This is a genomic window from Candidatus Methanoperedens sp. (assembly GCA_012026795.1).
Lineage (GTDB): Archaea > Halobacteriota > Methanosarcinia > Methanosarcinales > Methanoperedenaceae > Methanoperedens.
In genome coordinates this window covers 130465-154853 of record VEPM01000006.1, presented here as the reverse complement: position 1 = coordinate 154853, position 24389 = coordinate 130465, and the positions used below count along the sequence as shown (strand labels likewise).

At 40.9% G+C, this 24389-nt stretch carries 21 protein-coding genes and 1 pseudogene; 13 read left to right on the top strand and 9 right to left on the bottom strand.

From position 1 onward, the window contains the following. Nucleotides 1–7: 7 nt before the first annotated feature. Nucleotides 8–1474, bottom strand: coding sequence for a phenylalanine--tRNA ligase subunit alpha (locus FIB07_02605; protein ID NJD51737.1), 1467 nt, complete (start codon nt 1472–1474; stop codon nt 8–10). A 151-nt stretch (nt 1475–1625) separates the two neighbouring features. On the opposite strand from FIB07_02605, the gene FIB07_02600 reads away from it, so the two are divergent. The 4 genes from FIB07_02600 (at nt 1626) to uppS (ending at nt 6840) form a co-directional block, all read left to right on the top strand. Continuing rightward, on the top strand, nt 1626–2273 hold the full coding sequence (locus FIB07_02600) for a hypothetical protein (protein ID NJD51736.1): 648 nt from the start codon (nt 1626–1628) through the stop codon (nt 2271–2273). Nucleotides 2274–2275: 2 nt separating this feature from the next. Continuing rightward, nucleotides 2276–2644 (top strand): hypothetical protein, encoded by a 369-nt coding sequence (locus FIB07_02595; protein ID NJD51735.1) that lies wholly within the window; start codon nt 2276–2278, stop codon nt 2642–2644. A gap of 39 nt (nt 2645–2683) precedes the next feature. Next, nucleotides 2684–5854 (top strand): ATP-dependent DNA helicase, encoded by a 3171-nt coding sequence (locus FIB07_02590; GenBank protein NJD51734.1) that lies wholly within the window; start codon nt 2684–2686, stop codon nt 5852–5854. Between the two features lie 134 nt (nt 5855–5988). Next, nucleotides 5989–6840, top strand: a complete 852-nt coding sequence (gene uppS, locus FIB07_02585) for a di-trans,poly-cis-decaprenylcistransferase (protein NJD51733.1) — start codon at nt 5989–5991, stop codon at nt 6838–6840. A 12-nt stretch (nt 6841–6852) separates the two neighbouring features. Here uppS and FIB07_02580 read toward each other — a convergent pair whose 3' ends face one another. After that, complete coding sequence (locus FIB07_02580) at nt 6853–7506, bottom strand: undecaprenyl diphosphate synthase family protein (protein ID NJD51732.1); 654 nt, start codon at nt 7504–7506, stop codon at nt 6853–6855. A gap of 60 nt (nt 7507–7566) precedes the next feature. Here FIB07_02580 and FIB07_02575 point away from each other — a divergent pair, with 60 nt between their 5' ends. Next, nucleotides 7567–8946, top strand: a complete 1380-nt coding sequence (locus tag FIB07_02575; GenBank protein NJD51731.1) for a TIGR00297 family protein — start codon at nt 7567–7569, stop codon at nt 8944–8946. A gap of 9 nt (nt 8947–8955) precedes the next feature. Here the strand turns inward: FIB07_02575 and FIB07_02570 are convergent, their stop codons facing one another. Continuing rightward, a complete protein-coding gene (locus FIB07_02570; protein ID NJD51730.1) occupies nt 8956–11322 on the bottom strand; it encodes a U32 family peptidase in 2367 nt (788 codons plus the stop codon). A gap of 123 nt (nt 11323–11445) precedes the next feature. Between FIB07_02570 and FIB07_02565 the strand changes: the two genes are divergently transcribed. Continuing rightward, nucleotides 11446–11766, top strand: a complete 321-nt coding sequence (locus tag FIB07_02565; GenBank protein NJD51729.1) for a hypothetical protein — start codon at nt 11446–11448, stop codon at nt 11764–11766. Here the strand turns inward: FIB07_02565 and FIB07_02560 are convergent. Beyond that, on the bottom strand, nt 11763–12050 hold the full coding sequence (locus tag FIB07_02560) for a hypothetical protein (protein NJD51728.1): 288 nt from the start codon (nt 12048–12050) through the stop codon (nt 11763–11765). The genes FIB07_02565 and FIB07_02560 overlap by 4 nt on opposite strands. A 266-nt stretch (nt 12051–12316) precedes the next feature. Between FIB07_02560 and FIB07_02555 the strand changes: the two genes are divergently transcribed. Continuing rightward, nucleotides 12317–13141: a Ku protein gene (locus tag FIB07_02555; GenBank protein NJD51727.1), complete on the top strand. Its 825-nt coding sequence runs from the start codon at nt 12317–12319 to the stop codon at nt 13139–13141. 286 nt (nt 13142–13427) lie between these two features. Then, on the top strand, nt 13428–13712 hold the full coding sequence (locus FIB07_02550; GenBank protein NJD51726.1) for a PadR family transcriptional regulator: 285 nt from the start codon (nt 13428–13430) through the stop codon (nt 13710–13712). Nucleotides 13713–13783: 71 nt separating this feature from the next. On the opposite strand, the gene FIB07_02545 is transcribed toward FIB07_02550, so the two are convergent. Next, nucleotides 13784–15373 carry an FMN-binding glutamate synthase family protein gene (locus tag FIB07_02545; protein ID NJD51725.1) on the bottom strand — a complete coding sequence of 530 codons (1590 nt, stop codon included), beginning with the start codon at nt 15371–15373 and terminating at the stop codon, nt 13784–13786. A 254-nt stretch (nt 15374–15627) separates the two neighbouring features. On the opposite strand from FIB07_02545, the gene FIB07_02540 reads away from it, so the two are divergent. After that, a complete protein-coding gene (locus FIB07_02540; protein NJD51724.1) occupies nt 15628–15930 on the top strand; it encodes a carboxymuconolactone decarboxylase family protein in 303 nt (100 codons plus the stop codon). A 426-nt stretch (nt 15931–16356) separates the two neighbouring features. Here FIB07_02540 and FIB07_02535 read toward each other — a convergent pair. After that, a pseudogene (locus tag FIB07_02535) lies at nt 16357–16561 on the bottom strand (nucleotidyltransferase). A gap of 215 nt (nt 16562–16776) precedes the next feature. Here FIB07_02535 and FIB07_02530 point away from each other — a divergent pair. The 4 genes from FIB07_02530 (at nt 16777) to FIB07_02515 (ending at nt 21727) form a co-directional block, all read left to right on the top strand. Next, nucleotides 16777–18126 carry a glutamate-5-semialdehyde dehydrogenase gene (locus FIB07_02530; GenBank protein ID NJD51723.1) on the top strand — a complete coding sequence of 450 codons (1350 nt, stop codon included), beginning with the start codon at nt 16777–16779 and terminating at the stop codon, nt 18124–18126. A gap of 5 nt (nt 18127–18131) precedes the next feature. Next, nucleotides 18132–19271, top strand: a complete 1140-nt coding sequence (gene proB / locus FIB07_02525; protein ID NJD51722.1) for a glutamate 5-kinase — start codon at nt 18132–18134, stop codon at nt 19269–19271. A 209-nt stretch (nt 19272–19480) separates the two neighbouring features. After that, a complete protein-coding gene (locus FIB07_02520; GenBank protein ID NJD51721.1) occupies nt 19481–20914 on the top strand; it encodes a HAMP domain-containing protein in 1434 nt (477 codons plus the stop codon). A gap of 6 nt (nt 20915–20920) precedes the next feature. After that, nucleotides 20921–21727 carry a response regulator gene (locus tag FIB07_02515; protein ID NJD51720.1) on the top strand — a complete coding sequence of 269 codons (807 nt, stop codon included), beginning with the start codon at nt 20921–20923 and terminating at the stop codon, nt 21725–21727. 15 nt (nt 21728–21742) lie between these two features. On the opposite strand, the gene FIB07_02510 is transcribed toward FIB07_02515, so the two are convergent. The 3 genes from FIB07_02510 to cdhC all read right to left on the bottom strand — a co-directional run bounded on the left by FIB07_02510 (nt 21743) and on the right by cdhC (nt 24369). Next, a complete protein-coding gene (locus FIB07_02510) occupies nt 21743–22492 on the bottom strand; it encodes an ATP-binding protein (GenBank protein ID NJD51719.1) in 750 nt (249 codons plus the stop codon). A gap of 38 nt (nt 22493–22530) precedes the next feature. Next, entirely contained in the window at nt 22531–22743 is a 213-nt protein-coding gene (locus tag FIB07_02505; GenBank protein ID NJD51718.1) for a DUF2283 domain-containing protein, read from the bottom strand. A gap of 207 nt (nt 22744–22950) precedes the next feature. Next, complete coding sequence (cdhC, locus tag FIB07_02500) at nt 22951–24369, bottom strand: CO dehydrogenase/CO-methylating acetyl-CoA synthase complex subunit beta (protein NJD51717.1); 1419 nt, start codon at nt 24367–24369, stop codon at nt 22951–22953. Nucleotides 24370–24389 lie beyond the last annotated feature (20 nt).

Below are 24389 nucleotides of genomic sequence, written 5' to 3'. Positions count from 1 at the left end.
TCCTTTATTAAGAGTATGAAGTAACCGTACTCTTCCGCAGCCAGTCGATATCGCTCTGGTACAACTCCCTTAGATCCTTCAATCCCAGGCGCAGCATCGCAACGCGACTCACACCAAGGCCCCATGCAAGCACGGGTTGTTTGATACCAAGCGGCAGCGTGACCTCTTTCCTGAATACTCCTGCGCCTCCGAGTTCCACCCACTTTCCCCTGCTTTCGATATATACTTCAGGCTCAACGCTTGGTTCTGTGTATGGGAAATATCCGGGCCTGAAACGGACTTCGTCAAAGCCCATCCTGTGATAGAACTCTGTCAGGCAGCCAAGGAGGTTCTTGAAGCTCACTCCTTTATCCATGACAACACCCTCAAGCTGCTCAAATTCAGGCGTATGCGTAGGGTCAATGGCCTCCCGCCTGTATGCCCTGTCTATACAGAAAGCTTTTACAGCAGAGTCAGGATGGTCTGCAAGATATTTTATAGTGACTGCTGTTGTGTGAGTGCGAAGCACCTGTTTTCTTGCAACATCTTCGCTCCATTTGCCCCCCCATCCGCGTGATATGCTGCCGCCTTTTTCATGCATTTCCTTAACTGGTTCAATATATTCTTCGGGAAGGTCGCATTCGGTAGCAAGATGGAATGTATCCTGCATCTCCCGCGCAGGATGCTCTTGGGGCTGGAAGAGTGCATCGAAATTCCAGAATGAGCTCTGGACAATGTCCCCTTTTATTTCTGTAAATCCCATCTCAAGGAAAATCTGGCGCATCTCGTTTATAAGGCGCTGGTATGGATGGATTTTTGCGCCGTATATCGGTTTTATCGGGGTATGAATATCATAAGGACGGATTCTGGCATTCTTCCATGAACCGCCTGCGATTATTGTGGGTGTAAGCTGTACAATTTCCTCTTCGATGGCCAGACCTTTTGCTACAAGAGCTTTTCCGGCTGGAGTGATTATTATGATCCTGCTTTTTTTCTCTGTTTTTTCAACAAGATTACGTTTGATCAGGTCCTTCACCGCCTCCCCGATGTCTGAAAGCGGGCCTTTTTTTAGCTTTGTGAGGATATTTTCATCTTCGCCCACTTCGGCTTTCGCTACAGGAATGATCCTGTCGCCTTCAATTTTTACCCAGTTTTTCTTCCGTAGCCAGCCAAGGGCGATCCCGACCATCTGCGGCGGGAATTTCTTTTTTAATTCGGAAAGCGAAAGCGGCTCCTTTAGTGAATTCATGACCTGGCGCTCAGGAAGTGAAATTTGTGCATACTGTTCCCCTTCTTTTGTAAGGTTGTATGTTGTCGTGACCGTTTCTTTTATCTCGCAAAGACTTTTTTCAGCAAGCATGAATGCTGATTGCATGGAAGCTTCAATGCTTAATCCCGAGGCGGCAGCAAGGTCTTCAGGTGAAAATCTGTCTTTTTTGGATAGTGACAGTAAAACACGCTTTTCATTATTTGTGAGATTGATTGTGAGGGTCATGATATGGCATCAGAATGGACAGCAGGATATTTAATCATTTTTGATAGGTTTTTGGGTTGTATTTGTAAATAACAACTATTATGGTTGTTATTTATTAATACAACCAAATCAATTGTTTTTATATATAAAAAAAACATATAGTATTTTACTTATGCCTAAGAAACTTTATGTTATATCAGGCGATGTGGTCTCTTCCCGCCGTATAAAAAATAAGGAGTTATTCCAGGAACGGCTGGAGAAAATATGTGACAGTATAAACATGGACTACTCAGCCAGCCTCTATGCTGAATTTAAGATATTAAAAGGCATAGACGAAATAGAAGGAGTCCTGCTAAATATATCGAAAATTTATAAAATAATCACTTCGATATTGGAGCAACTATATCCGTATTCGATGAGGTTTGCGTTTGCATTTGATTCTATAGATACTGCTATAGAGACACATGATGCGTCAAGAATGGATGGACCTGCTTTTCATAAAGTATCAGATCTTATTAAAAACCTGAAAGAATCAAAGCTTACCTTCGCAATGTCAACTGGCAATGATATAACAGATAACCTGATAAGTGGACAGATCAATTCAATTATTTTATTAAAGAAAAACTGGTCAGCAAATCAGCACTTGATAGTAAGAAAATATAAGGAAACAAATAATCAATACGAGGTGGCAAAAGAGCTTGGGATAACACAGCAGGCGGTATCGAAAGCCCTCACACGTTCTATGTGGAAAGAGATACGGTATATAGAAGAAGAATTAAATAAAGTGCTTGAAAGTATGGATAGAACTATCGGAAGATAAATATGATTTTCAGGGAATTGAACTATATAGATGGATTTATCCTGTTGGGCAGCTATATCATATTACTGGGTACAAGCGGAATTTTGGTGAATTATATAATATCGAAAATTTCATCTGAGCCTGTCACCAACAAGATAAGTAAGGAAATTCGCGACACAGGATTTGTTATTGGAAAATGCGAAAACCTGCTTATCCTCACTTTTATGATCCTTGAGGCTTATACTGCCCTTGCTCTGGTATTTGCCGCTAAAGCCATTGTCAGGCGGGAAGATATGAGTAAAAACACTTTATTTTTTCTTGCGGGAACCATGATTAACGTGACCTATTCAATAATGATCGGATTGATACTGAAAATCTTAATAGGGAATTAATAACAAGCTATTTTTAATCCAAACCCATATTGTAAAAAAATGGTTCAATTAGAATGGGCTTATGATAAAAATCTAATATTGAGAAATGTCAATGATTTCACAAAAGAAGAAAAAATAGAACTGGAACCATTCATTTGCAGACTTTGCTATGAAGAAAATAATGAACAAAAAGAAGTTATAGCAAAAAAAGGAGAAATAAGAAAGCATCATTTTGCTCTAAAAAACCATTGTCACTCTCCAGAAACAATAGCTCATTCAAATGCTAAAGATGAAGTTTATCGCCTTTTAAACGATCATTTGGAAAAAAATGAATCATTCTATATCGGCGTAAATATTGATTCCCATTCTAATTCACAAGAAAAGGAACCAAGAATTCAACGAATTAACTTTCTAAAAAATATAAACAATATCAAACGTGAAAAAGGTTTAGAAAATGGAAGAAGACCTGATATTAGCTTATTGAACAAAGAGGGTAAAGTTATACGGGCAATAGAAATTGTTGTCTCAAATCCACCTGATGATTTTAAAATAAAAGATTTGACAGAAGCGGGTATTGAATTAATAATACTTAAAATTGAACCGCCAGATTGGATTGAATCAAAATTGCATCTTGAAAATGAAATTAAATTCATCATTAAAAAAAACGAAATTTATAATCCTTTCATACCTATCTGCATAGAACAGAATGGCGATGGGCAATTTTGTATTGATGATGAAGAAAAGCGCCTGCTTTGCTTCTTAAGAAAAGAAATTAAGGATAAAATATTGGATTTTGAAAAATGCCCAATATATTTAAAACATGATTATCCTCGATGTTCACATATTCTGCCTTCCGGGAAAAAGTGTAATCGATTGCTTCTGAAATCAGAACAGGAAAATTGCGGTCATTGCGCACAAATGAAAAAAGGGAAAATCATAAAAGAAAAACAAATCGAAAAACCAATAATAACCGATTCCGGATTCACTCCGGCCAATAAAATTAATAAACCTGCACCTGTTGAAAATGAAAAAAGAATAAAAATTACCGATCTCAACCTGCCAGCCCAAATAAAACAATTTTACATGGATTCAGGGATCCAATCCCTCTACCCGCCACAGTCAGCAGCGATTGATGCAGGTCTCCTCGAAGGCAAAAACATCGTAGCCGCTATCCCCACAGCTTCAGGTAAAACCCTGCTTGCGGAATTTGTCATGCTGCAATCGGTATTGAATGAAACTAAAAAAGGAAAAGCCCTCTATATAGTGCCTCTTCGCGCTCTTGCAAGTGAAAAGTATGAGCGTTTCCGCAGTTTCGAGAGCATAAAGAAAAGCGACGGGCGCGGAGTTTCAACTGGCATTGCCACAGGTGATTTTGATTCCAATGATGAGTGGCTGGGTAATTTTGATATTATTGTTGCTACATCCGAAAAAGTGGATTCACTGCTTCGTAACAGGTCTCACTGGATCAGTGAAATTACAGTAGTGATCGCAGATGAGGTGCATCTTATCGACTCGCCCGACCGCGGGCCGACACTTGAGATAGTACTCGCGAAATTGATGAAACAAAAACCGCAGATAATAGCGCTTTCGGCAACTATAGGGAATGCCAGGGAAGTTGCAAAATGGCTTTCTGCCGGACTTGTTTTAAGTGAATGGCGTCCGATCGTATTAAAAGAAGGAGTCTTTTTCGGGAATGCCATTAATTTCGGGGACAGGAGCCAGCGCGAGGTCAGGGAATTCCACAGGGACAGCGCCATATCACTCGCTGCCGATACTATAAAAGAAGGGGGACAATGCCTTGTTTTTGAAAGCAGCAGGAAGAACACTGAAGGTATGGCAGGGCGAGTGGGTATATCAATATCTGAACTTCTTGATAATGATACCAGGGAAAAACTAAAAGTTCTCGCGGCAGAAGTTCATGAAACAAGTGAAGTGGATACTGCAAAAAAACTTGCGATGTGTGTTGCGAACGGCAGTGCATTCCATCATGCAGGTCTTATCTCAGAGCAGCGAAAGCTCGTCGAAGCAGGATTCCGTAATGGAATTATAAAAGTGATAGCAGCGACACCCACACTTGCAGCAGGGCTGAATCTTCCTGCGCGGCGGGTGATAATCAAAGGTTACAGGCGTTATGATATGAATTTTGGCCAGGTTCCCATACCCGTTCTTGAATACAAGCAGATGGCAGGAAGAGCAGGAAGGCCGAGGCTTGACCCTTATGGTGAATCTGTCCTTGTTGCAAAAACATATGATGAGCTTGGTGAACTCATGAAGCAATATGTTCTTGCAGGTGCTGAGAATATATGGTCGAAGCTCGGTTCTGAAAATGCATTACGCACACATATCCTTTCTTTGATCGTTACAGGATTTGCAAAAGATATGGTTGAATTGCTGGAGTTCATGCGTGCTACTTTTTATTCAACCCAGCAGGAACCGTGGAGTCTCAAAGTTGTGATTGACAATATAATACGTTTCCTTGTTGAAAAGAAGATGATCGTCCAGAAAGACGGGCTTTTTGCCACCCGCCTTGGAGAAATGGTCTCACGCCTGTATATCGATCCGCTTTCAGCTTCATTGATGATCGAAGGGATGGAAAAGATAGACGAAAAAGGCATACAATTTACAGAAATGACGCTTCTGCATCTTATTGCCTCGACACCCGATATGCGCCAGCTTTATCTGCGCTCAAATGATTACAACTGGCTAAGCGATTTTATCATGAACCACCATACCGAATTCGTACATATCCCGCCCCAGTTCAAAGTTGATTATGAATGGTTCCTCTCACAGGTAAAAACAGCATGCGTGATGCTTGACTGGATAAATGAGATAAAAGAAGAAGACATCGTGAAAAAATTCGGGATCGGAGAAGGGGATATCAGGGCGCTTTCAGAAACAACGCTCTGGCTTGTCCATTCAATGGCTGAACTTGGAACGTTCCTCAAACATTCATCAGCAGGTAAAGCAAGGGAACTTGAAAGACGGGTCGAGTATGGGGCAAGTCTGCAGCTTCTTGATCTTATCCAGATCCGGGGCATCGGGCGGGTACGCGCACGCAAATTATTCGATGCAGGGATAAGGGATATGGAGATGCTGCGGGTGCAGGAGCCAGGTAAAGTTGCAAAGATCATAGGCACAAAAGTCGCGATTAAAGTTTTGAAGCAGATAGGTTCCACTCCCCCACCGGAAGAAAAATTGGAAGAACAACGCAAACTTCATGACTTTGGGTAAATTTAAATAGTTCTCATACTGTAAGAGAATCCAGTGATAAATTGAATTTAACGGGATTATTGTATAGTGGTTATGAGGTATTACTTGCAAGGGAAATAAAGGACAAGCCTGTCCCGGAGCATGTTGCTATTATAATGGACGGCAACAGGAGGTTTGCAAGAACTCGCGGATTGGCACAATATTATGGCCATTTCAAGGGAGCAGATACTACGGAAAAAGTCCTTGACTGGAGTTTTGACCTCGGAATTAAGCAGCTTACTGTCTATGCTTTCTCAACAGAGAATTTCGACAGGGATGAGGCTGAGAAAAACAGGCTTTTTGAACTTATCGGGATCAAGTTCGATAAAATATGCACGGATGAGCGTACACATAAACGCCGGATGAGGGTAAGGGTCCTGGGTAATATAGACCTGCTTCCGCCAGCATTAAAATCATCTGCAAAACATGCTGAGGAAATAACACGGGATTATAATGGCTTATATCTGAATGTGGCTCTTGCTTATGGGGGGCGGCAGGAACTTGTGGATGCGGCACGAAAAATGGCCTGTAAAGTCAAAAATGGAGAACTATCTATAAAAGATATTAATGAAGAAACGATTTCCAATCATTTATATCCTTCAAGCGGTTCTGTTCCGTATGTGGATCTTATAATCAGGACAGGCGGGGATGAAAGAATTTCCAATTTCCTTCCATGGCAGGCAAATGGCAATGAATGCGCAGCATACTTTTGTGCTCCTTTCTGGCCAGAGTTTCGAAGGATCGACCTTCTCCGGGCCATTCGCACGTTCCAGACACGGGAGCATGAAAGACAGAAGAACACAATTATGCGTGTTGTAAAACTTTTAAGCTATTACGGTATGGTGGAAGCAGAAGATGTCATTCGGATATCGAGGAGATCCATATCGATACCGAAAGAAGAGGTTATAAAGATACTCCATGAACTTGCACTCCGTAATGTAGTATTAAATAGCATGATCAAGTGGTAATTTTTTAATCGATCATTTCCCGAATCTTCTTTTCCGCTTCTGGAAATCCCTCAGCACTCTCAGGAAGTCAACCTTCCTGAAATCCAGCCAGTTGACGTCTGTAAAATAAAGTTCAGAATAAACAGACTGCCAGATAAGAAAATCAGTCAATCTTTTACCTCCTGCCCGGATAACAATATCAGGCTCAGATTTAAACAATAAATGGGATTCGATAACATCTTCATTTATATCATCAGGAGATAAGTTCCCCTTTTTTACCTGTAACATGACTTCCTTCAATGCCTTTGTCAGTTCATATTTTCCGCTGTAACCAAGTGATATATCAATAACCATATCTTTTGTTTTGTGTTTACTTATTTCTTTGTCTCCTCTTTTTATGATATTAATATTTGGTGTGATATTTTTAAGTGCAGGCGGAATTTCTGTTGATAGTTTATTGCAGATTTTATTGCTGATGTGGGTGTCCACTTCGATTATATTAATATAAACAGTAACGATTTTTACTCCGGTCTCTTTGCACCAGCACGCAAATGAGTTTAATTTCAGGTAATCTGCATCTGCAAAAAGATCAGTTTCAAACAGTGCAAGAACAATATGATCCGGTATATTCATTTCTTTTATCTTTGTCTTAAGATTCAATTCATATAATTTTGAGATAAATCCCATCGCCCCTTTAATGGAGTATAAGGATAAAGTATTTGCCTGTAAATACCATTTCTGTGACAAATGATGCCAACAAAGGAATATGAGAAACAAATCAATTATATTCTTCTTGGATTGCTGGTTCTGTTTTTTCCGTTTTTCAATGAAAATATTTTCCTGTTAGCCCTTTTGTTTTTTATTGCAGCGATCATTCTTTCATTTGTCCCTGCCAACTCATCATTTTTCCGGTTCTTTGCAAGAGAATCAGACTTAAAAGCGGGGAAGCTTATCAATATGATACAGCTATTCCTGACGACGGGAATTCTCCTGGCGATCAGCCTTTTGATCGGGGTAGACACTGCAGGAGTAAATAAATTCCCATTATTTATTATCGGGGCTGCTTTTGTTATTACAACATTTGGTGACGGCGTTGCGGATATCATACATGTTATTGACAAAGAAAAAAAACAAATCGTGAATAATAAGCAAATCAGGATTAAAATTTATTCTGCAAAATCAAGTATCATTTTCCTGATTTCAGGGAGTATATTTGCTTTATTTATAGGAGGATGGATATCCGGTTTCACTTTATATGTTCCGGTCGGAATGCTGATATTTCTTTCTGTAATCGGAGCTCTTACCGGCGCCCTTCTTGAATCCATGACAAAGGATGAAGATAATATTATAATCCCTTTTGGCTCAGCCATGGTAATGTGGCTTTTTTATATGTTCGGATATAATGTAGATGCTTCTTATCTTATGAAGGTGCTTGTATTTTCGTTCTTTCTCGGTTATCTTTCCTACAGGGCGCATGTTGCTGACGTGTCTGCCATGCTTTCTGCAACACTGCTTGGGGTAGTGATAATAATATCAAGCGGTGTTAACTGGTTTTTTATGCTTCTTGCTTTTTTCCTGCTTGGCAGCGTGTTTACCCGCTATAAATATAATTTTAAATTGGCCAGGGGAATTGCTGAAGGAAAAGGAGGAATCAGAGGATATAAGAATGTGTTTTCCAACTCACTGGCAGGTCTTACGCTTGCCATAGCGTATGGGATCTTTCCCTGGCATGGGCAGGTTTTGCTGGCAGCCTATCTGGGGTCAGTGGCAACAGCATGCGGTGATACCCTGGCAAGTGAGATAGGTGAAACCTATATAGGAGAGCCAAGGATGATCACAACATTCAAAAAAGTAAAGCCTGGAACTGATGGTGCTGTCTCGATCCTGGGTGAGACGGCGGCATTTTTAGGATCATTAGCAATCGCCCTTCTGGCTTTTATTCTGGTATCAATAGACCTTTCCCTTGTAATTATCGTGACAGCAGGAGGATTTATAGGTACGAACATTGATAGCCTGCTTGGCGCAACGCTTCAGCAAAAAGGTTATCTTACAAACAATGGGGTAAATCTTGTTGCAACTATTTCGGGAGCGATTGTTTCAGGTCTGCTTTATTCTGGGCTGTCATAAAATCATAAATTATAAAACCCCCCTGAAGTAATGACCCGTGGTATGCTCACCCTGACAGCGTTTTTCATTCTGTCGTCCGCAAACAGCATCATCGATCGCTTCCCTGTATTCTTTCGTGATTTTTCCTGTCGTCTCTGCATCATAAGTTCCTGCTTCTATCCTGAGGCAGCTAACACCTGCTTTTATTATATCGGGAACATATCCAAGCAAACACAACTCGCGGGAATTCATAATATTAGTGCGCTTGTGCGTGTCCGTTATGACCGGGAATTTAAAGCCTTTTTCATCTTTCAGGAAAATATCTCCTGTCTTTCCTCCTGGAAAAAGACTTCCTGTGAGGTCATGCTCTGATACCATTAGCGGAAAAAAACCATGCACGATGCATTCCGCTGGCCCTGATTGCGCAAGCTCTCTTATTTCATTCAATGTAAGTTCCGGCGATAGTGTCACTCTCTGGCTGAAATTCAAGAAATAATCTAAAGCCTGCCTGTTAAAAATGTTAAGTGGATAATCGATAACAATTGGCTTATTGGCAAAATTTGTTCGAAGATGCTGCAGGACACCCAGATTCGCAACAAGAAAACCATCTGCTATTTCAACCGGGTCTTTGATATCCGGATTTGATTGGGTATCAAGAATATCAAGTTCTTTTAAATCTTTTACAATTCGTGGGGTGCTGATGATATATTTAACACCTTTTGTATGCGCATATTGAATTGCCTCATAGTATTTCTCTTTAGCAAAAGATTCGTTACCTATGTAAATAACATCAGCGCCGCCATCAACAGCAGCTTCAAGACAATCAACAGAACTCATATTGACTGCTAATCTAGGTTTAATCTCAAACTTTCGTTGTTCAAAAGATATTTTCAGTTCACCGCATTCCTTTTTCCATTTCCGGGCGCGGATTTTCGTAAGCTCCTCAATCGCAGATCTTCGGATGGAGTTCAATTCAGAGATGGGTATGAAAATATTCTTATCAAGCTCAAAATCCACTTCTTTTGCTTCAAAAATAGTATTGCCAAGCTTTATTAGCTGTTCAGCGATCGAACTTTTGGAAACTGGTGTTGTTTTTGCAGGATTTACTATATTTCCATTCATGGAAACTTTATTTTCGCCATCATCGATCAGGAGTCCGGGCAGCTCACCGATTTTTGCTTTAAAAGACATTTTTATCGGGATTTTCCTGGCATTCCTTTCCAGTGATGCCATAAGCTTGCTATCAAAAGTCTTGTAGACAACTTCATTCTCTGTAACTTCAATATCAAGAGGTATCTTTACAGTAGAACCCGTGGCGGCTTCTGTGGCAATTTTGTTGCCAATATAGATATTCCTGACCGTAATTCCTGTTTCCCAGTTCCCTATGCCTATACCATCCCCGATCCTTAACGGTGCCCTGATGTCTATTGAGACCAATTTTGTACGTGCATCATAATCAACGGTTTTTCCAAGCATCGTTCCGCGATTATGCGGGTATTTCCTGCTCATTAACTTACCTGCGGGATTCCCGAAAAAGTAACCCGTTGTAAATTCCCTGTTGAACAATTGAAGAAGGGTGTGTTTTTCATCTTTTGTTACCCGGAAATCCGCGGGTGCGGCAGGGTACCTGTCGATAAGTTTTCGATAAACCCGAACTACTCCTGCAACATATTCCGGGCGCTTCATCCGTCCTTCTATCTTGAATGAATCGATACCGGCATCCATCAATGCGCCGATATGCTCGCTCATGTTAAGGTCTCTGGGACTTAGGAGATAACCTTCGACTTCACCGATCCTGTATTTTTTCCTGCATGGCTGGGCGCAATATCCGCGGTTCCCGCTTCGCCCCCCTATCATGCTGCTCAATAAGCACTGGCCTGAATAAGAAAAACACAAGGCGCCATGGATAAAGGTTTCAATTTCGATCGATGATTGCGATTTGATACGGGAAATCTCATCAAGTGACATTTCGCGCGCAAGAACAATGCGCTTGACGCCCATTTCCTGGAGGAACTTCGCTCCTTCAATATTGTGGATCGTCATCTGGGTGCTGGCATGAACCGGAAGAGCAGGAAGCTGCTCCCGAAGCAGGCGCAGGATTCCAATATCCTGGACTATGACCGCATCAGCGCCCGCGTTACAAAGAAAATGCAGATATTCACCTGCTTTTTCAAGTTCCGTATCCTTTACCAGCGTATTAACGGTCACATATGCCCTGACTCCACGGATATGTGCATAATCAATAGCCCATTCGAGTTCCTCATTCGTGAAATTGTATGCAAACTGCCGCGCGCTAAAAAGCGTTCCGCCAAAATACACAGCATCAGCTCCGTTCCCGATAGCTGCGATTAGCGCTTCTTTGCTGCCGACCGGAGCCAGTAATTCAGGTTTGTGCATATAATGTGGTAATATAATGTGCAAAGTTTAAAAAGTGATTGAGCTTGAAATTATCGAGAAACCTATAAACAAATATATATATCTGCAAAAGAATATCCAGTATATAAAAACAGAGGTGGATGAATGGACACTAAGGATATCTCACTTGCAGTGATAATGACACTGTCTTCAGTTGTATTGACTATTAAATGGTTGACACGTCTTGGCAATCCTGCCGACCCTGTGATAATACTGGCAGCAGTTCTTTTAATTGGTTCTCTTGCAGCAATGATATTGCTGCTTGATGGAAGATTAAGAAATATTGAAGAAGGTATTGATGCAAAGGAACGCTCATTAAGGATAAATATCCAGGGTGTTGAAGATCATCTTGATAAGAAGATGGATGCTTTTGTCCAGAAAACAGAGGATAAGATCGGTGAATTCTCAAAGAGGATATATCGCTAAAAAGCATCCCTGACCATTAAAAATATTTTTTCAAGGAAGATCCGGGCCTCATCTGTGTTCCGGATTCTCCTGATATCTACCCGCCCGCTTTTATATAACATCACGCTTTTTCCTTCTAGTTCAAAACGGGCAACGCCAAGGTTTAACGAGCATTTTAACTCATTAGCCCCGATTTCACGCAAGATATCGCATAATTTTTCCATGACGAATTGTTTTCCGAAATTACATTCCGCAATATATCGGGTGGGATCTTCAACACAGGGGCGTGAAAGCCGGATTTCCATAAAGGATGTTTATAGTGAGAATAATATAAGAATCCTGCCATGCAGATAAAATAACTATTATTACTTATCTAAACATGTTATTATATTGGTCGCTGGCTATGCAGCAATACTGATAAAACTATGGCGGAAGAACTAACGAAAGTATCATTCACAAATTAAGAAAGGATTAAGACCTGAGGAGTTCAACATATTTACTATATTAAAAAGAAAGAACGATCCCTGGGAGGGGTTACTGGAAAATAAACAGGCACTGGAAGTGGGATAATATGGAAAATGATGAAGACTCAATTAAAGTGGGGAATGATGAAGAAACAACTAAACCTCCTGGCAGGCCCGTCTGGAGCGGCAGTATCACAATAGGGCTTGTCAATATACCGGTCAAGGTCCATACAATGATCCTTGATAAAGCATTTTCATTCAGGCTTTTGCATAAAGAAGACGGACAGCCCTTAAAATATGAGCGGGTCTGCACAAGGGATAATAAAGCGGTTGATTGGAAAAATACGGCAAAAGGATATGAAATACGAAAGAATGAGTTTATAGTTCTCAAAAAAGAGGAACTGGAAGCCATAAAACCCGAATCGGACCAGAAGATCAAGCTTGATAAATTTATCAGTTTACTCTCAATTGATCCTGTATATTTTGAAAAGTCGTACATCCTTGCACCTGATAATGACCTTGATGCCTACAGCCTGCTGATGACAGCGATCCGGCAGGAGGGTAAGGCAGGGATGGGAACGATCACTATGAGAACAAAAGAATATCCGGTTGTTGTGTATGAATACAAGGGGGTTTTAATCCTGACAACCCTGCGTTATGCTGATGAGGTTGTTAATCCGGGCGATATAGAAGACTTTTCAAAACTCAAAAAACCCTCACAAAAAGAGATAGAACTGGCAACAAAGATCATTCAAGGGTTATCCGGGGAATTTAATATAACCGAATACAGGGATAGTTACAGGGAAAGAATAGAACAACTCATAGAAACGAAGATGAAGGGAGGGGTTGTTGTTGCCCGGGTTCCAAAGAAAGAGGAAGTCAAAGAATTGATGGTAGCACTTCAAGAGACGATAAAAAAGCTGGGCAAATGATGAACAAAAGATGCTGCATCAGCAGCACCCTTTGAAATCTTTGCACAGTTTGGCGCATTCTTCTGTACATTTTACATTGAATCCGTCGTCTGTACATTCAATGGTTGCAACCTCTTTTCCGTCGCTTGTTATTTTGAATTCCCTTGTTTTCATTTCTTTTCACCTCCTCCGTAATTATCGGATATACGATAATAAGACATTAAAGTATTTAATTGTATCGGTTATCCGATATAAACCAACATTCTTATACATTGTACCCAATATAATATTCATGGATTGCTGTGATATGAAAGGCTTTTTGTCCTACCTGATATTGTGGATATTAAGCAAGAAGAAAATGAATGGGGCCGAGATATCAAGGGAACTGGAAATAAGAAGAGGCACAAAACCGAGCCCTGGCACACTATATCCGGCGTTAAAAGAGCTTAAGGACAGGGGCCTGATAGAATCTGATGAGAGTAAATACTATTCTTTAACTGATACAGGAAAAAAAGAATTGAGTTCTGCCTGTAATTTCTTCTGCAGGGCATTTTATGATATGAAAGAAATGATTAACTGCTGCGAGCGATAGTCGTTTTATCAGATGGTTTATACAAAATATTGACAGCAGATAGATTAAATCCATCTGCCATTACTTTCTCTTTATTCGTCCAGAATTGCTTCTGCCGTTTCCCGGTATGCATTCATCACATATGGAATGCCGGAAACTTTTGATGCATCTTCTGTCAGTGCCATTATATCCTGGCGCCCGATGGTTGAAATATTGAACCTGCGTGAGCCTGCCATCAGTTGCTGCAAGCCTGTCCTGAATTTCTGGGCATAAGTGTAGATACCAATTGCGCCGAGTGGAAGGTTCTTTATGTCGTCACCGAAGCGGTCTGCGAGTTCCTCATAGCAAACGAAGATTTCTTCAGGCCTGCTTCCGAATTCGGAAACGGTCTTGGGGAGATCGCCATTTTTAATCCACTGTCCGATATTCTTGCCTACGAATCCGGGGATCATGAGTGCTCTTCCCATACATACTGCCTTGAAGTGTGGTGCGCCCATTGCCAGTGCCTTGTAAACGCCGTCTTCGCTTGAGAAGCCGCCTGCCATTGCAAGGTCGGGTACTCTTAAGCCTTTCTTGCTCATCTTTTCTGCGAACTCATAGATAAGGGACTGGAGATAGAATGTCGGGATACCCCATTCTTCCATCATGGGCCACGGGCTCATGCCTGTTCCGCCAGGTGCGCCGTCAATTGTGAGCAGGTCGATCTTTGCTTCTGAGCAGTATTTAATTGCCATTGCAGCCTCGACCATGGAATAAGCGCCGGTCTTGAGTGTGACTCTCTTGAAACCAAGGTCATGCAGGCGGTCTACTTCATCAAAGAATCCTTCTTTTGTGACAAATCCAAGCCTTGAATGTCTCTCGAATTCTTTTATTGCCCCGTCCTTATATGCAGCCTTTATTGCATGGTCTTCCGGGTCGGGAGTGACGATATATCCGCGCTTCTTAAGTTCAAGTGCGCGCTCGATACTATTGACTTTTATCTCTCCGCCAATGCATTTTGCGCCCTGTCCCCATTTTAACTCAATGGTATCAAGGTCATGTTTTGATGATACATATTCGGCAACACCAAGTCTTGTATCTTCAACATTCATCTGGACAAGGATCTCGCCAAAGCCTTCATTATATTTATTATAAGTTGTAATTCTTCTGTCCATCTCAGGTGAATTCTTGATCTTATTGTGGCTGTCAAGAATAAGTCCGGGATCGATACCGCATACGTTCTCACCGCATACAAGAGTGATTCCTGAGATTGCTGCGCCAGCTGCAAAGTGTTCCCAGTTCTTGCGTGCGATCTCTGTTGAGCCAAGCGCTCCTGTGAAGATCGGGAGTTTCATCCTTACTTTTTTATCCCAGCCATATTCGGTCTCGGTATTAACAATCGGGAATCTGGCGGTATCCGGGTTTGCATCTTCGCCTTCCGGAAGTCCCCATGCGCCCACTGCATAGCCCTGTATATTAAGATGTGAGTAATCTACCGGGTAGTTTTTGTCTGCGCCTGCTGTTATTGTCCCGAAAGGACCGGGATATATGACTTCTCTGCCTCTGAATGAGGATTTGAAGATTTCGCAATTCCCGCGGCATCCGTCAAGACACCGTGTGCATATCCCTGACATAGGGGATACGCTCTTTGAGCGATTATAGGTCTGCGTCGCTTCATTCGCATTTGGTTGTCTAAGATTCATGTTTTTTTCTCCAAGTTGGTTTTCATAAAACTCTATCAAAAAGAGTTCTTCCACACATTGTAAACATTGGGTAAGCGTTCTCTCAAAAAACGCCCGGAAGCGGAAGGGTGTTTCCTCTATTTAAATATTGCGGGATTATCCTGGAGATTTTTTTTATGGTTTATTCAAAATAATGTAAAAACATATAAAATACGATGAATGCAGATATGGTATATTTAATTATAACCTGATTCCATTTAAATTGGAGTGATACTATGACCGAACACCCCTTAAAAATTTATGAAAAATTAGACCCGGAACTTCTAAAAGCAGTTACAAATTCCAGTGAATTCGTTTTTGCCGATGGCGCATTACCCAGGAAATTCAAGTTACTGATAGGTATGGCCTTTGATGCATCCTACGGAACTGTCCAGGGCGTAAAATCGCTTGCCCAGCAGGCAATGGAAGCCGGGGCCACAAAAGAAGAGATCACAGAAGCATTAAGAGTTGCGCAATACCTGAGCGGTGTAGGCTGCGTTTACACAGCGGCACAGGCACTGAAGGAGTTATCTGGCTGAAAGTTTTTTTATTAATTTTCCATAGTGGTCACTGAAGAATAACATTTGTTATGGATAATGAGTAAATGGAACCACAGATAAACGCAGATAAACACAGATTTATTACTACGCTCTCTGAAAATCATATTGATATCTCGGTTACAACTTAAATTATTATATGAAATATATAAATTGTTGCGCGCCCAAAATCATGACGCTTATCTGTGTTCATCTGTGTTCATCTGTGGTTAATATGCCAGATGAAACAAAAGCATCAAAAATCAGCGCGCTCGAAAGAAAACTAACTTGTATTATTCTGATTGATCGCAAATGCGGATTGATTTCAAACGTTCTGAAAAATCTCTTATCATACAGATTTCATCTGTGGTTTTTTCAAAATATTGTAATCTTTTTTGTGTAACTCTATATATTCCATTATTGACGTCAAATCATTTTGAGTTCGTTTTCCATGTGGACAAGATCGAATAAGGTATGCCGAGCATCTTCATTGAAGGTTACAAGAACATCAATATCGCTGTCCGGGCGAAAATCCTCAGAGCACTGAACCAAAAAGGGAGAACTCACGTATCTTCCACTTTTTGCAGAATTCAATTATATTGGTTTTTGGTAAGTCTATGTATTGTTTGCCCATTGATGCACCTTATGTTATCATTTATCGATGAGTTCTTTTTCTGCTTCGGGATTTTGGCTTTTAATTGTTTATAATTATACTACACTTACAATATTAATTAAATCATCGATATGTAAATGTGATGCATTGTTACTTCAAAAAACAAAAGACCATATCTATAAAAACTAAAATGATGTAAAAGAATCCCAAATAAAAAATGCAGGTCTTTATCGATCATGTCCAACGATATTATAACCAGAGTAACCCTCGCAAAAAGCGCCTCGATCCCCTTAGCCAGCGTTTCCGGCGCCGTAAAGAACAGTGCACTTGCTGCAATGGCACAGGCGCTTGATTCAAACAGGGAAAAAATAATCTCAGCCAACACAAAAGACATCTCGGCGGCAGAAAAACTCGCCGACGCAGGCAAGCTCTCAAGATCACTTGTCAAACGGCTGAAAGTCGATGATACAAAAATAGATGAAATGATAGCAGGCGTAAGGGACGTCATGAAATTTGACGACCCTGTAGGGAAAACTCTCTCTGCGCTTGAGCTTGACAGCGGCCTTGAACTGTATCAGGTAAGCTGCCCCATCGGATTGATCGGGGTCATATTTGAATCCCGTCCTGATGTCGTTCCCCAGATAATGTCCCTGTGCTTAAAGAGCGGGAATGCCACAATATTCAAGGGCGGCAGCGAAGCAGGTAATTCCAACAGGGCGATATTTGACGTGCTTGTCAGGGCCATCGAGAGCACGGAATGCATGCCGCATGGGGCTTTTGCTCTTATGGAAACAAGGGAAGAAGTAAACGAAATGCTAAAACTTGATGATTATATAAATCTCATCATTCCACGCGGGTCAAACGAGTTCGTAAAGTACATACAGGATAACACGCGAATCCCTGTGCTTGGACACTCTTCAGGCATCTGCCATGTATATGTGGACAAAGAGGCTGACATGAAAAAGGCTCTTGATGTTTGTTATGATTCCAAGGTCCAGTATCCTGCTGTCTGCAATGCGATGGAGACATTACTTATTCACAGGGATATTACAGGAACATTTCTTCCGAATATGGGAAAGAAATACGATGCAGCAGGGGTAGAACTCAGATGCGATGAGCGATCATTCAACATTCTTCAAAATATGGGGTTCCTGAAAGCCATAATTCATGCAACGGAGGAGGATTGGAAAACTGAATACAATGACCTGATACTGTCAATAAAAATAGTGGATTCGACAGAAGAAGCCATCGATCACATCAACAAATACGGATCACATCATACTGATGCTGTCATTACTGAAAACAATGCCACAGCCAGCAGGTTCATAGACCTTGTGGACTCGTCGAGCGTGATGTGGAATGCCTCAACCCGGTTTGCAGATGGGTTCCGTTATGGGAAAGGAGCAGAAGTTGGCATTAGCACCAACAAGATACACGCGCGCGGGCCTGTCGGCATGGAGGGGCTGCTTATTTATAAGTATGCGCTTCTTGGCAATGGGCATAAGGTTGCGGATTATGTTGGAAAGAACGCCAGGAAATATACACATAAGAAACTAAAGGCGCAACTTTCCGGGAAAATAGGATAAGGAATATGGACTCAATTAAAAACATTGACCGCAAAGACCTTTTTAAAGACCTGAAAAAAATAGTCCTGAAAATCGGTACAACCTCTTTATCAAACGAGGACGGGAGCTTTAACCGCAGGCTGACCGAAGATATCGCAAACCAGGTGGCACATCTTCGAAAACTCGGAAAGACCGTCATAATCGTAAGTTCAGGCGCTATCGGCATCGGTGTAATCCAGTTAAAAATGCAAACGCGTCCCCGTGAAATTCCGCTTCGCCAGGCCGCAGCAGCCGTTGGGCAGAATATACTTATGCAGGAATGGATGACTGCATTCAACAAACATGACCTTAAAGTTGCACAGATATTGCTTACATACGAAGCCTTCTCAAACAGGATGACATACCTGAATCTCAGGAACAGCATCTCGGCGCTCCTTGATGCTGGCGTGGTTCCGATCATCAATGAAAACGACCCGATCTGTGTGCATGAGATAGAGGCGACCTTTGGTGATAATGACAAGCTTTCGGCAATGGTTGCAAGCAAGGTCGAGGCTGAACTCCTTGTCCTTTTATCTGACATCGATGGATTGTATGATAAGAACCCAAAGAAGAACGGAAATGCCAAGCTCATAAACTTTGTGGAGAAGATCACGCCCGAAATCGAAAGTTACGGTGGAAGCCCCACAAGCACAAAAGGTGTGGGCGGGATGAGGACGAAAATCGAGGCTGCCAAAATAACCTCTATGGCCGGCTGCCACATGGTGATCGCCAACAGCGCCATCGATGATGTGGTGATAAAAGTCATAAGCGGGAATAATATCGGTACCCTGTTCCTTGCAAGGAACGGGAAATCCAGGAACAGGACACGCTGGATAATCCTTTCAAAAACATCGGGTAAACTCATCGTTGATAAAGGCGCAAAGGATGCGGTTAAAAATGGTATGGGGCTTTTGCCTTCGGGTATTGTCGGGGTCGAGGGGATGTTTGACCGCGGGGATATTATCGAGATTGAAAGCGAGGGTAAAGTGTTTGCCAAAGGGATCACGGATTATACATCGTCTGAGCTTCTCATGATCAAAGGCAAACATTCGGATATGATCGAGAAGATACTCGGAGTTAAGAATTATGATGAAGTCGTGAGGAAAAGCAATATCGGGTTATTGTGATTTTTTCATATATGCGGCTCCTCCGAAACTCAAAATGTCCGCCTCGTAATATCAAAAAAAGGATTAATAAAAAAAGCATTGCAAAAAAGGTGCTATAAATATTTTAAAAATTTTAGTAATGATTAGTTTTATATATTACCTCATGAGTATTATTATTATAATTCTAATGTGTTCATTTATTATTTATTAAATATGCATAAAAAGGAAATATGAAAATAGTTTATAAGCTTACTCTGGGATTTGTGTTGATTTCACTATTAGTGGGATTTATAGCGTATATCGGATATATAGGAGCAATTTCTGCAAAAATGCAATATGATCAAATTACGTACGAAACCTTACCTATCATTGATGACCTTTATAATATAAAATTATCCATTCTAAGTATAGTTGATCATACAAATGAGATACTCTTTACCTCATTAAACGACCCGGATAAACCGGGTAAAGAAACTAGAGAGATTGCACATGCAATAGAAGCATATAACAGAACATTTGAACATTACGAATTTCTGACAAATAAGTATTCTCCAGAAGAAGAAGAAATTGTCAAAAAAATAAAAACCAATGGTGAGGATATCAAGAGATTAAGTTCTGAATTGATTTTTTTAAAAGATCAAGGCAATAATGAACTAAAAATCAGTGAAAAACAAAGGGAACTAAACCAGGTCGAAATAGAGTTTCTGAAAAATATAGATTATGGATTAAAACACGAACAGAATGAGCTTAATGAAAGAACTAATAATACTAATAATTTAATTCAAAAAATCGTATTTCAAATAATAGTGTTTGGTTTTATTTCATTTGTTCTGGCAATATCAATTGGTTTATTTATATCAAATCGTTTATCTTTTCCAATTGTAAAATTGAAAAATGCCAGTAACGAAATCGGCAAGGGAAATCTGGAGACTATAATAGATATCAATACTAAAGATGAAATTGAAGAGTTAGGTCATGCGTTTAATAAAATGACACACGATTTGAAAATGTCCCTTCATGAACAAAAAATTGCTAATGAACAAATTCAGAAATCCCTCCAGGAAAAAGAGGTCCTTCTTCGGGAAATCCATCATCGTGTAAAAAATAATATGCAAATAATTTCCAGTCTTCTCCTGCTTTCATCTCAAAATATCGAGGATAAAAAATTCATTGAGATATTGGCTGATAGTCAAAGCAGAATAAATTCGATGGCGCTTATACATGAAAAACTCTACCAATCGGAAAACCTTGGGCAAATTAATTTCAATGAATATATTAACGATATGGCTTCAAACCTCCTCAACTCTTATGGTAAAGGTAATGTTAAATTAGAACAGGACGTTGAAAATTGTCCAATAAATATTGATTCCGGAGTAACATGCGGATTGATAATCAATGAGCTTATCACAAATTCCTTAAAATATGCATTTCCGGACGGAAGAAAAGGAATAATAAAAATTGTATTTAAAAGTATAGGTTCCAATAGATTCCAGCTTTCAATAAAAGATGATGGAATAGGTATTCCAAAAGACCTGGATATTCGAAAAACAAAATCATTGGGTTTGCACCTGGTGACAGCTCTTGCTGAAAACCAGCTTCAAGGTGAGCTCATTCTAAATAGGGACAGGGGAACAGAATTCCAAATTAATTTTAAAGGTGTATAAATGACAATAGATAAACAGATACTGGTTGTTGAAGATGAAATAATTATTGGAATGGATATACAAAGGAGATTGAAAAATTTAGGATATAGTGTCCCTGTTGTAGTATCTTCTGGAGAAGAAGCTATAATAAAAGTAAGAGAAAATAATCCCGATCTTGTTTTAATGGATATAAATCTGTTTGGTAAAATGGATGGGATTGAAGCCGCATCGAAAATACATTCTTTTTCCGATATTCCAGTAATATATCTCACTGCATATGCAGATGAGAAAACTCTCGAGAGGGCAAAAATCACCGAGCCTTATGCATACATAATAAAACCATTTAAAGATAGGGAATTACAGATAAATCTTGAAATTGCTTTCTATAAAAACAGAATGGAAAGAATTTTGAAAGAGAGTTATGAAAATTTAAGAAAGAGTAAACAATGGCTCGCTGCTGCTATTGACAGTATCGGGGATGCGGTCATCGCGACAGATGAAAAAGGAATAGTTAAATTAATAAACCCGATAGCACAAATGATGACTGGCTGGAAGGAAGAAGATGCTCTGGGAAAAGACCTGATTACTGTTTTTAATATTGTAACCGAAGGAACAGATAAACTGGTAGAAGACCCTGTTAAAAAGGTGATCCGGGAAGGGATATTCTACGGTCTTGCAGATAATACAATATTGGTGACAAAGACCGAAAGTAAAATTCCTGTTGATATCATTGGCTCACCGATCAAAGATGAGGAAAATATTATAGGGGTTGTTTTGGTTTTCTATGATATCCTTGAGCGTAAAAAGATTGAGAATGGACTTAAAAGAGCCTGATAGAAGAATGAATTCTTAGAATCCCATCTTCTTTGCAATTTCTGCTGTTGCTATTATCGCCCTGGAATCCTCCGGCAATCCGGCAAGCGGCCTTCCCTCAAGATCAAATTTCGCAAGCACCTCATCAAAAGGCACAATTCCTATAAGATCCATCTTTAATTCACGCGCATATTCCTCTATCTGCGCCTGGTTTTGCGGTGTAACCTTATTCGCGATCACATGCATTTGTTTAACCTTCAGGTCAAGTGATTTTGCAAGCTCCCGTATACGCTGTGCGGTCTGGAGGCCGCGGCGTGAGCCATCAGTGACTACAAGAAGTTCATCAACATCGCGGATGATCCTGCGGGAGAGGTGCTCAAGCCCTGCCGCAGTATCGATAATCGTGACATCATAATTCTTAAGGATCTTATCCATTATACCGCGAAGAAGATTATTTGCAAAGCAGTAACAACCTGAACCCTCAGGCCGCCCCATAACAAGAAGGTCGTAACGCGGCATCTCGCAGAGGACCTCATAAACCTTTGATTCAAGCAGGCTCTCCTTATTTGTATCAGGAGGCAGCTTATCCCGCTCCTGAAGCATGAATTCGCGCATATCGCCGATGGTTTTTTCAACTTTTACACCCAGCACATCGGGCAGGTTTGAGTCAGGGTCTGCATCTATTGCAAGAAGGGTCTTGTTCTTTTTTGATATATGCCTGATCAGCATTCCTGCTACGGCTGTTTTGCCGGTGCCGCCTTTTCCTGTTATTGCTATAATTTTCATGTGTTTGATAATTACATGTTGAAACTTAAAATAAATCATCAAGCTGCTTTTACCATCATGCCAATAGTAATATCTTCTATGCTTTTCTTGGGCATTCTTTTCGATGCATCTAGGATTTCTATGGAAATAACTTTCCCATCTTTTGTATAATCTACAATAATTCCATCTGCTATTTCTTTGCTTATATTATATTTTCCAGACTGAAATTTTATATTCATAGCATCTGCATCAGGGTCATATGTTATTTTCATTCTTATTCCTCGTATCTTTCTGGATGTGTATAATAAGCAGTTACAATTACCAAAATATCGTTTTCTGATTTATAAACAGTTCTTAGTAGCTTATCTTTAATAAGTTTATGGACGATTTAACATCACCTTTACTATCGAGAACAGCTTCAGGATTCGTAAGTGATACCGCAAAGAACGAAAAGGGCGCTAAGATCAGTTAGCGCGGCTTCATTTCTCTGTTTTCTTGAACACAATGCGATCAATAGATATCCTGGCATTTTTGAAACTCAGCTTCACTCCTCCGTCCCCGCCGCCAAATTGCATCGGCATCAAGGGCATCCCGGCAGGCATGGAAGGCATAGACATAGGCATTGACCATCCGCCGGGCACTGCCTGGGTCTCGGATGTTGCTTCTGCTTCAGGGGCAGCAGCCTCTGTTTTCCAGCGCTCCATTATCGGGTGCTGGCTTTTCTCAAGGAACTCTTTTAAGGTCTTAAGATCATTAGCATTTTCTTCAGTTGGTAATTTATCAACAAGTTCGGGAGGAATATCTGCTTTTATCTTCTCTTTCAGGTTCTTTGGCATCCATACGACCCGCTTCCATCCGCCATCAGGCTGAATGAATTTTGGCGAGCGGAAATAATTCACGCCAACCCCGAGGAAACCTATGATCTGTTTACCGCCGCCTGTCTGTCCAGCCATTGTTGAGAAAGCAAGGCCGTTAGGGGCAATGCCTGTGAAATCCCTGTCAACCCATCCTATTCCATCCACTTCAGGAATATAAAATCCTACTACTTCAAAGCATCCGCAGCTTGTATGCGGGTATTCGAAGAAAGAATGTATCTTGATGCGCGAATATTCACCGCCCGATAGCGCTACAGCCTTCTCGTTCACGCCTGAATATTCCCCACCTATCGCGTCGATCACTTCGCCTTTTGGAATAGCGAACTGAGGTCCTTCGGGATCAACCTTTGCTGCGGCGCGGCCGTCAAACCAGTTGATAGCCCCGCACAGGGATATCCTGTCAGGTGTAACAACGCATGCATTTGTCGGGGCAAAACTCTGGCATAATGTGCAGCCATAGAACACATCCACGTCCTCGTCATGAAGGCCGCGGGTCCTTGCATCTCTTGCCTCATATATCTTTATTGCTTCTTCTCTTCGTTTATCTACTTCACCAGGATCGGTTATATATGTTGCATCGATCTTCTCAATAAAAGATAATTCATTCTTAAAAAGCATCATTGTGGCTTTAGCTATCTGCTCGAAAGATGTAAGACCCTTCTTAATAGCATCCTTGTTTATCCTCACCCACACATCATACCGCTGGTTAAGATGCATATAACCCTGTATATAATTCTGGAAATCGTGGTTCCGCCTCTCCACGATCGCTTCAAGGTCAGGTTCCACAAGTTTTCCTGCAACCCGGTATATCATCGCATAAGGATGGCGCGAGCCTTCCTCCATCTGGGAGAGGTCAGGACCAATAAGAGTAAATTTTCCGTCCTCTACCTCGTCTACTCCTGCTGCCCTTACAAGCTCAAACCCACGCGATTTGGGACCTGCGAGTTCAACAAACATATCATCTTTCCGTACACGTTCACCCTCAAACATAGGTGAGATTTCAAAGGGAAATTCGTTTGCCATAATTATCGTCCTTTTTCTGT

Bases quoted from the DNA above. Each gene is read 5' to 3' on its own strand.
- FIB07_02605 (NJD51737.1), bottom strand. From the start codon at position 1,474: ATGACCCTCACAATCAATCTCACAAATAATGAAAAGCGTGTTTTACTG.
- FIB07_02600 (NJD51736.1), top strand. From the start codon at position 1,626: ATGCCTAAGAAACTTTATGTTATATCAGGCGATGTGGTCTCTTCCCGC.
- FIB07_02595 (NJD51735.1), top strand. From the start codon at position 2,276: ATGATTTTCAGGGAATTGAACTATATAGATGGATTTATCCTGTTGGGC.
- FIB07_02590 (NJD51734.1), top strand. From the start codon at position 2,684: ATGGTTCAATTAGAATGGGCTTATGATAAAAATCTAATATTGAGAAAT.
- uppS (NJD51733.1), top strand. From the start codon at position 5,989: ATGGACGGCAACAGGAGGTTTGCAAGAACTCGCGGATTGGCACAATAT.
- FIB07_02580 (NJD51732.1), bottom strand. From the start codon at position 7,506: ATGGGATTTATCTCAAAATTATATGAATTGAATCTTAAGACAAAGATA.
- FIB07_02575 (NJD51731.1), top strand. From the start codon at position 7,567: ATGATGCCAACAAAGGAATATGAGAAACAAATCAATTATATTCTTCTT.
- FIB07_02570 (NJD51730.1), bottom strand. From the start codon at position 11,322: ATGCACAAACCTGAATTACTGGCTCCGGTCGGCAGCAAAGAAGCGCTA.
- FIB07_02565 (NJD51729.1), top strand. From the start codon at position 11,446: ATGGACACTAAGGATATCTCACTTGCAGTGATAATGACACTGTCTTCA.
- FIB07_02560 (NJD51728.1), bottom strand. From the start codon at position 12,050: ATGGAAATCCGGCTTTCACGCCCCTGTGTTGAAGATCCCACCCGATAT.
- FIB07_02555 (NJD51727.1), top strand. From the start codon at position 12,317: ATGGAAAATGATGAAGACTCAATTAAAGTGGGGAATGATGAAGAAACA.
- FIB07_02550 (NJD51726.1), top strand. From the start codon at position 13,428: ATGAAAGGCTTTTTGTCCTACCTGATATTGTGGATATTAAGCAAGAAG.
- FIB07_02545 (NJD51725.1), bottom strand. From the start codon at position 15,373: ATGAATCTTAGACAACCAAATGCGAATGAAGCGACGCAGACCTATAAT.
- FIB07_02540 (NJD51724.1), top strand. From the start codon at position 15,628: ATGACCGAACACCCCTTAAAAATTTATGAAAAATTAGACCCGGAACTT.
- FIB07_02530 (NJD51723.1), top strand. From the start codon at position 16,777: ATGTCCAACGATATTATAACCAGAGTAACCCTCGCAAAAAGCGCCTCG.
- proB (NJD51722.1), top strand. From the start codon at position 18,132: ATGGACTCAATTAAAAACATTGACCGCAAAGACCTTTTTAAAGACCTG.
- FIB07_02520 (NJD51721.1), top strand. From the start codon at position 19,481: ATGAAAATAGTTTATAAGCTTACTCTGGGATTTGTGTTGATTTCACTA.
- FIB07_02510 (NJD51719.1), bottom strand. From the start codon at position 22,492: ATGAAAATTATAGCAATAACAGGAAAAGGCGGCACCGGCAAAACAGCC.
- FIB07_02505 (NJD51718.1), bottom strand. From the start codon at position 22,743: ATGAAAATAACATATGACCCTGATGCAGATGCTATGAATATAAAATTT.
- cdhC (NJD51717.1), bottom strand. From the start codon at position 24,369: ATGGCAAACGAATTTCCCTTTGAAATCTCACCTATGTTTGAGGGTGAA.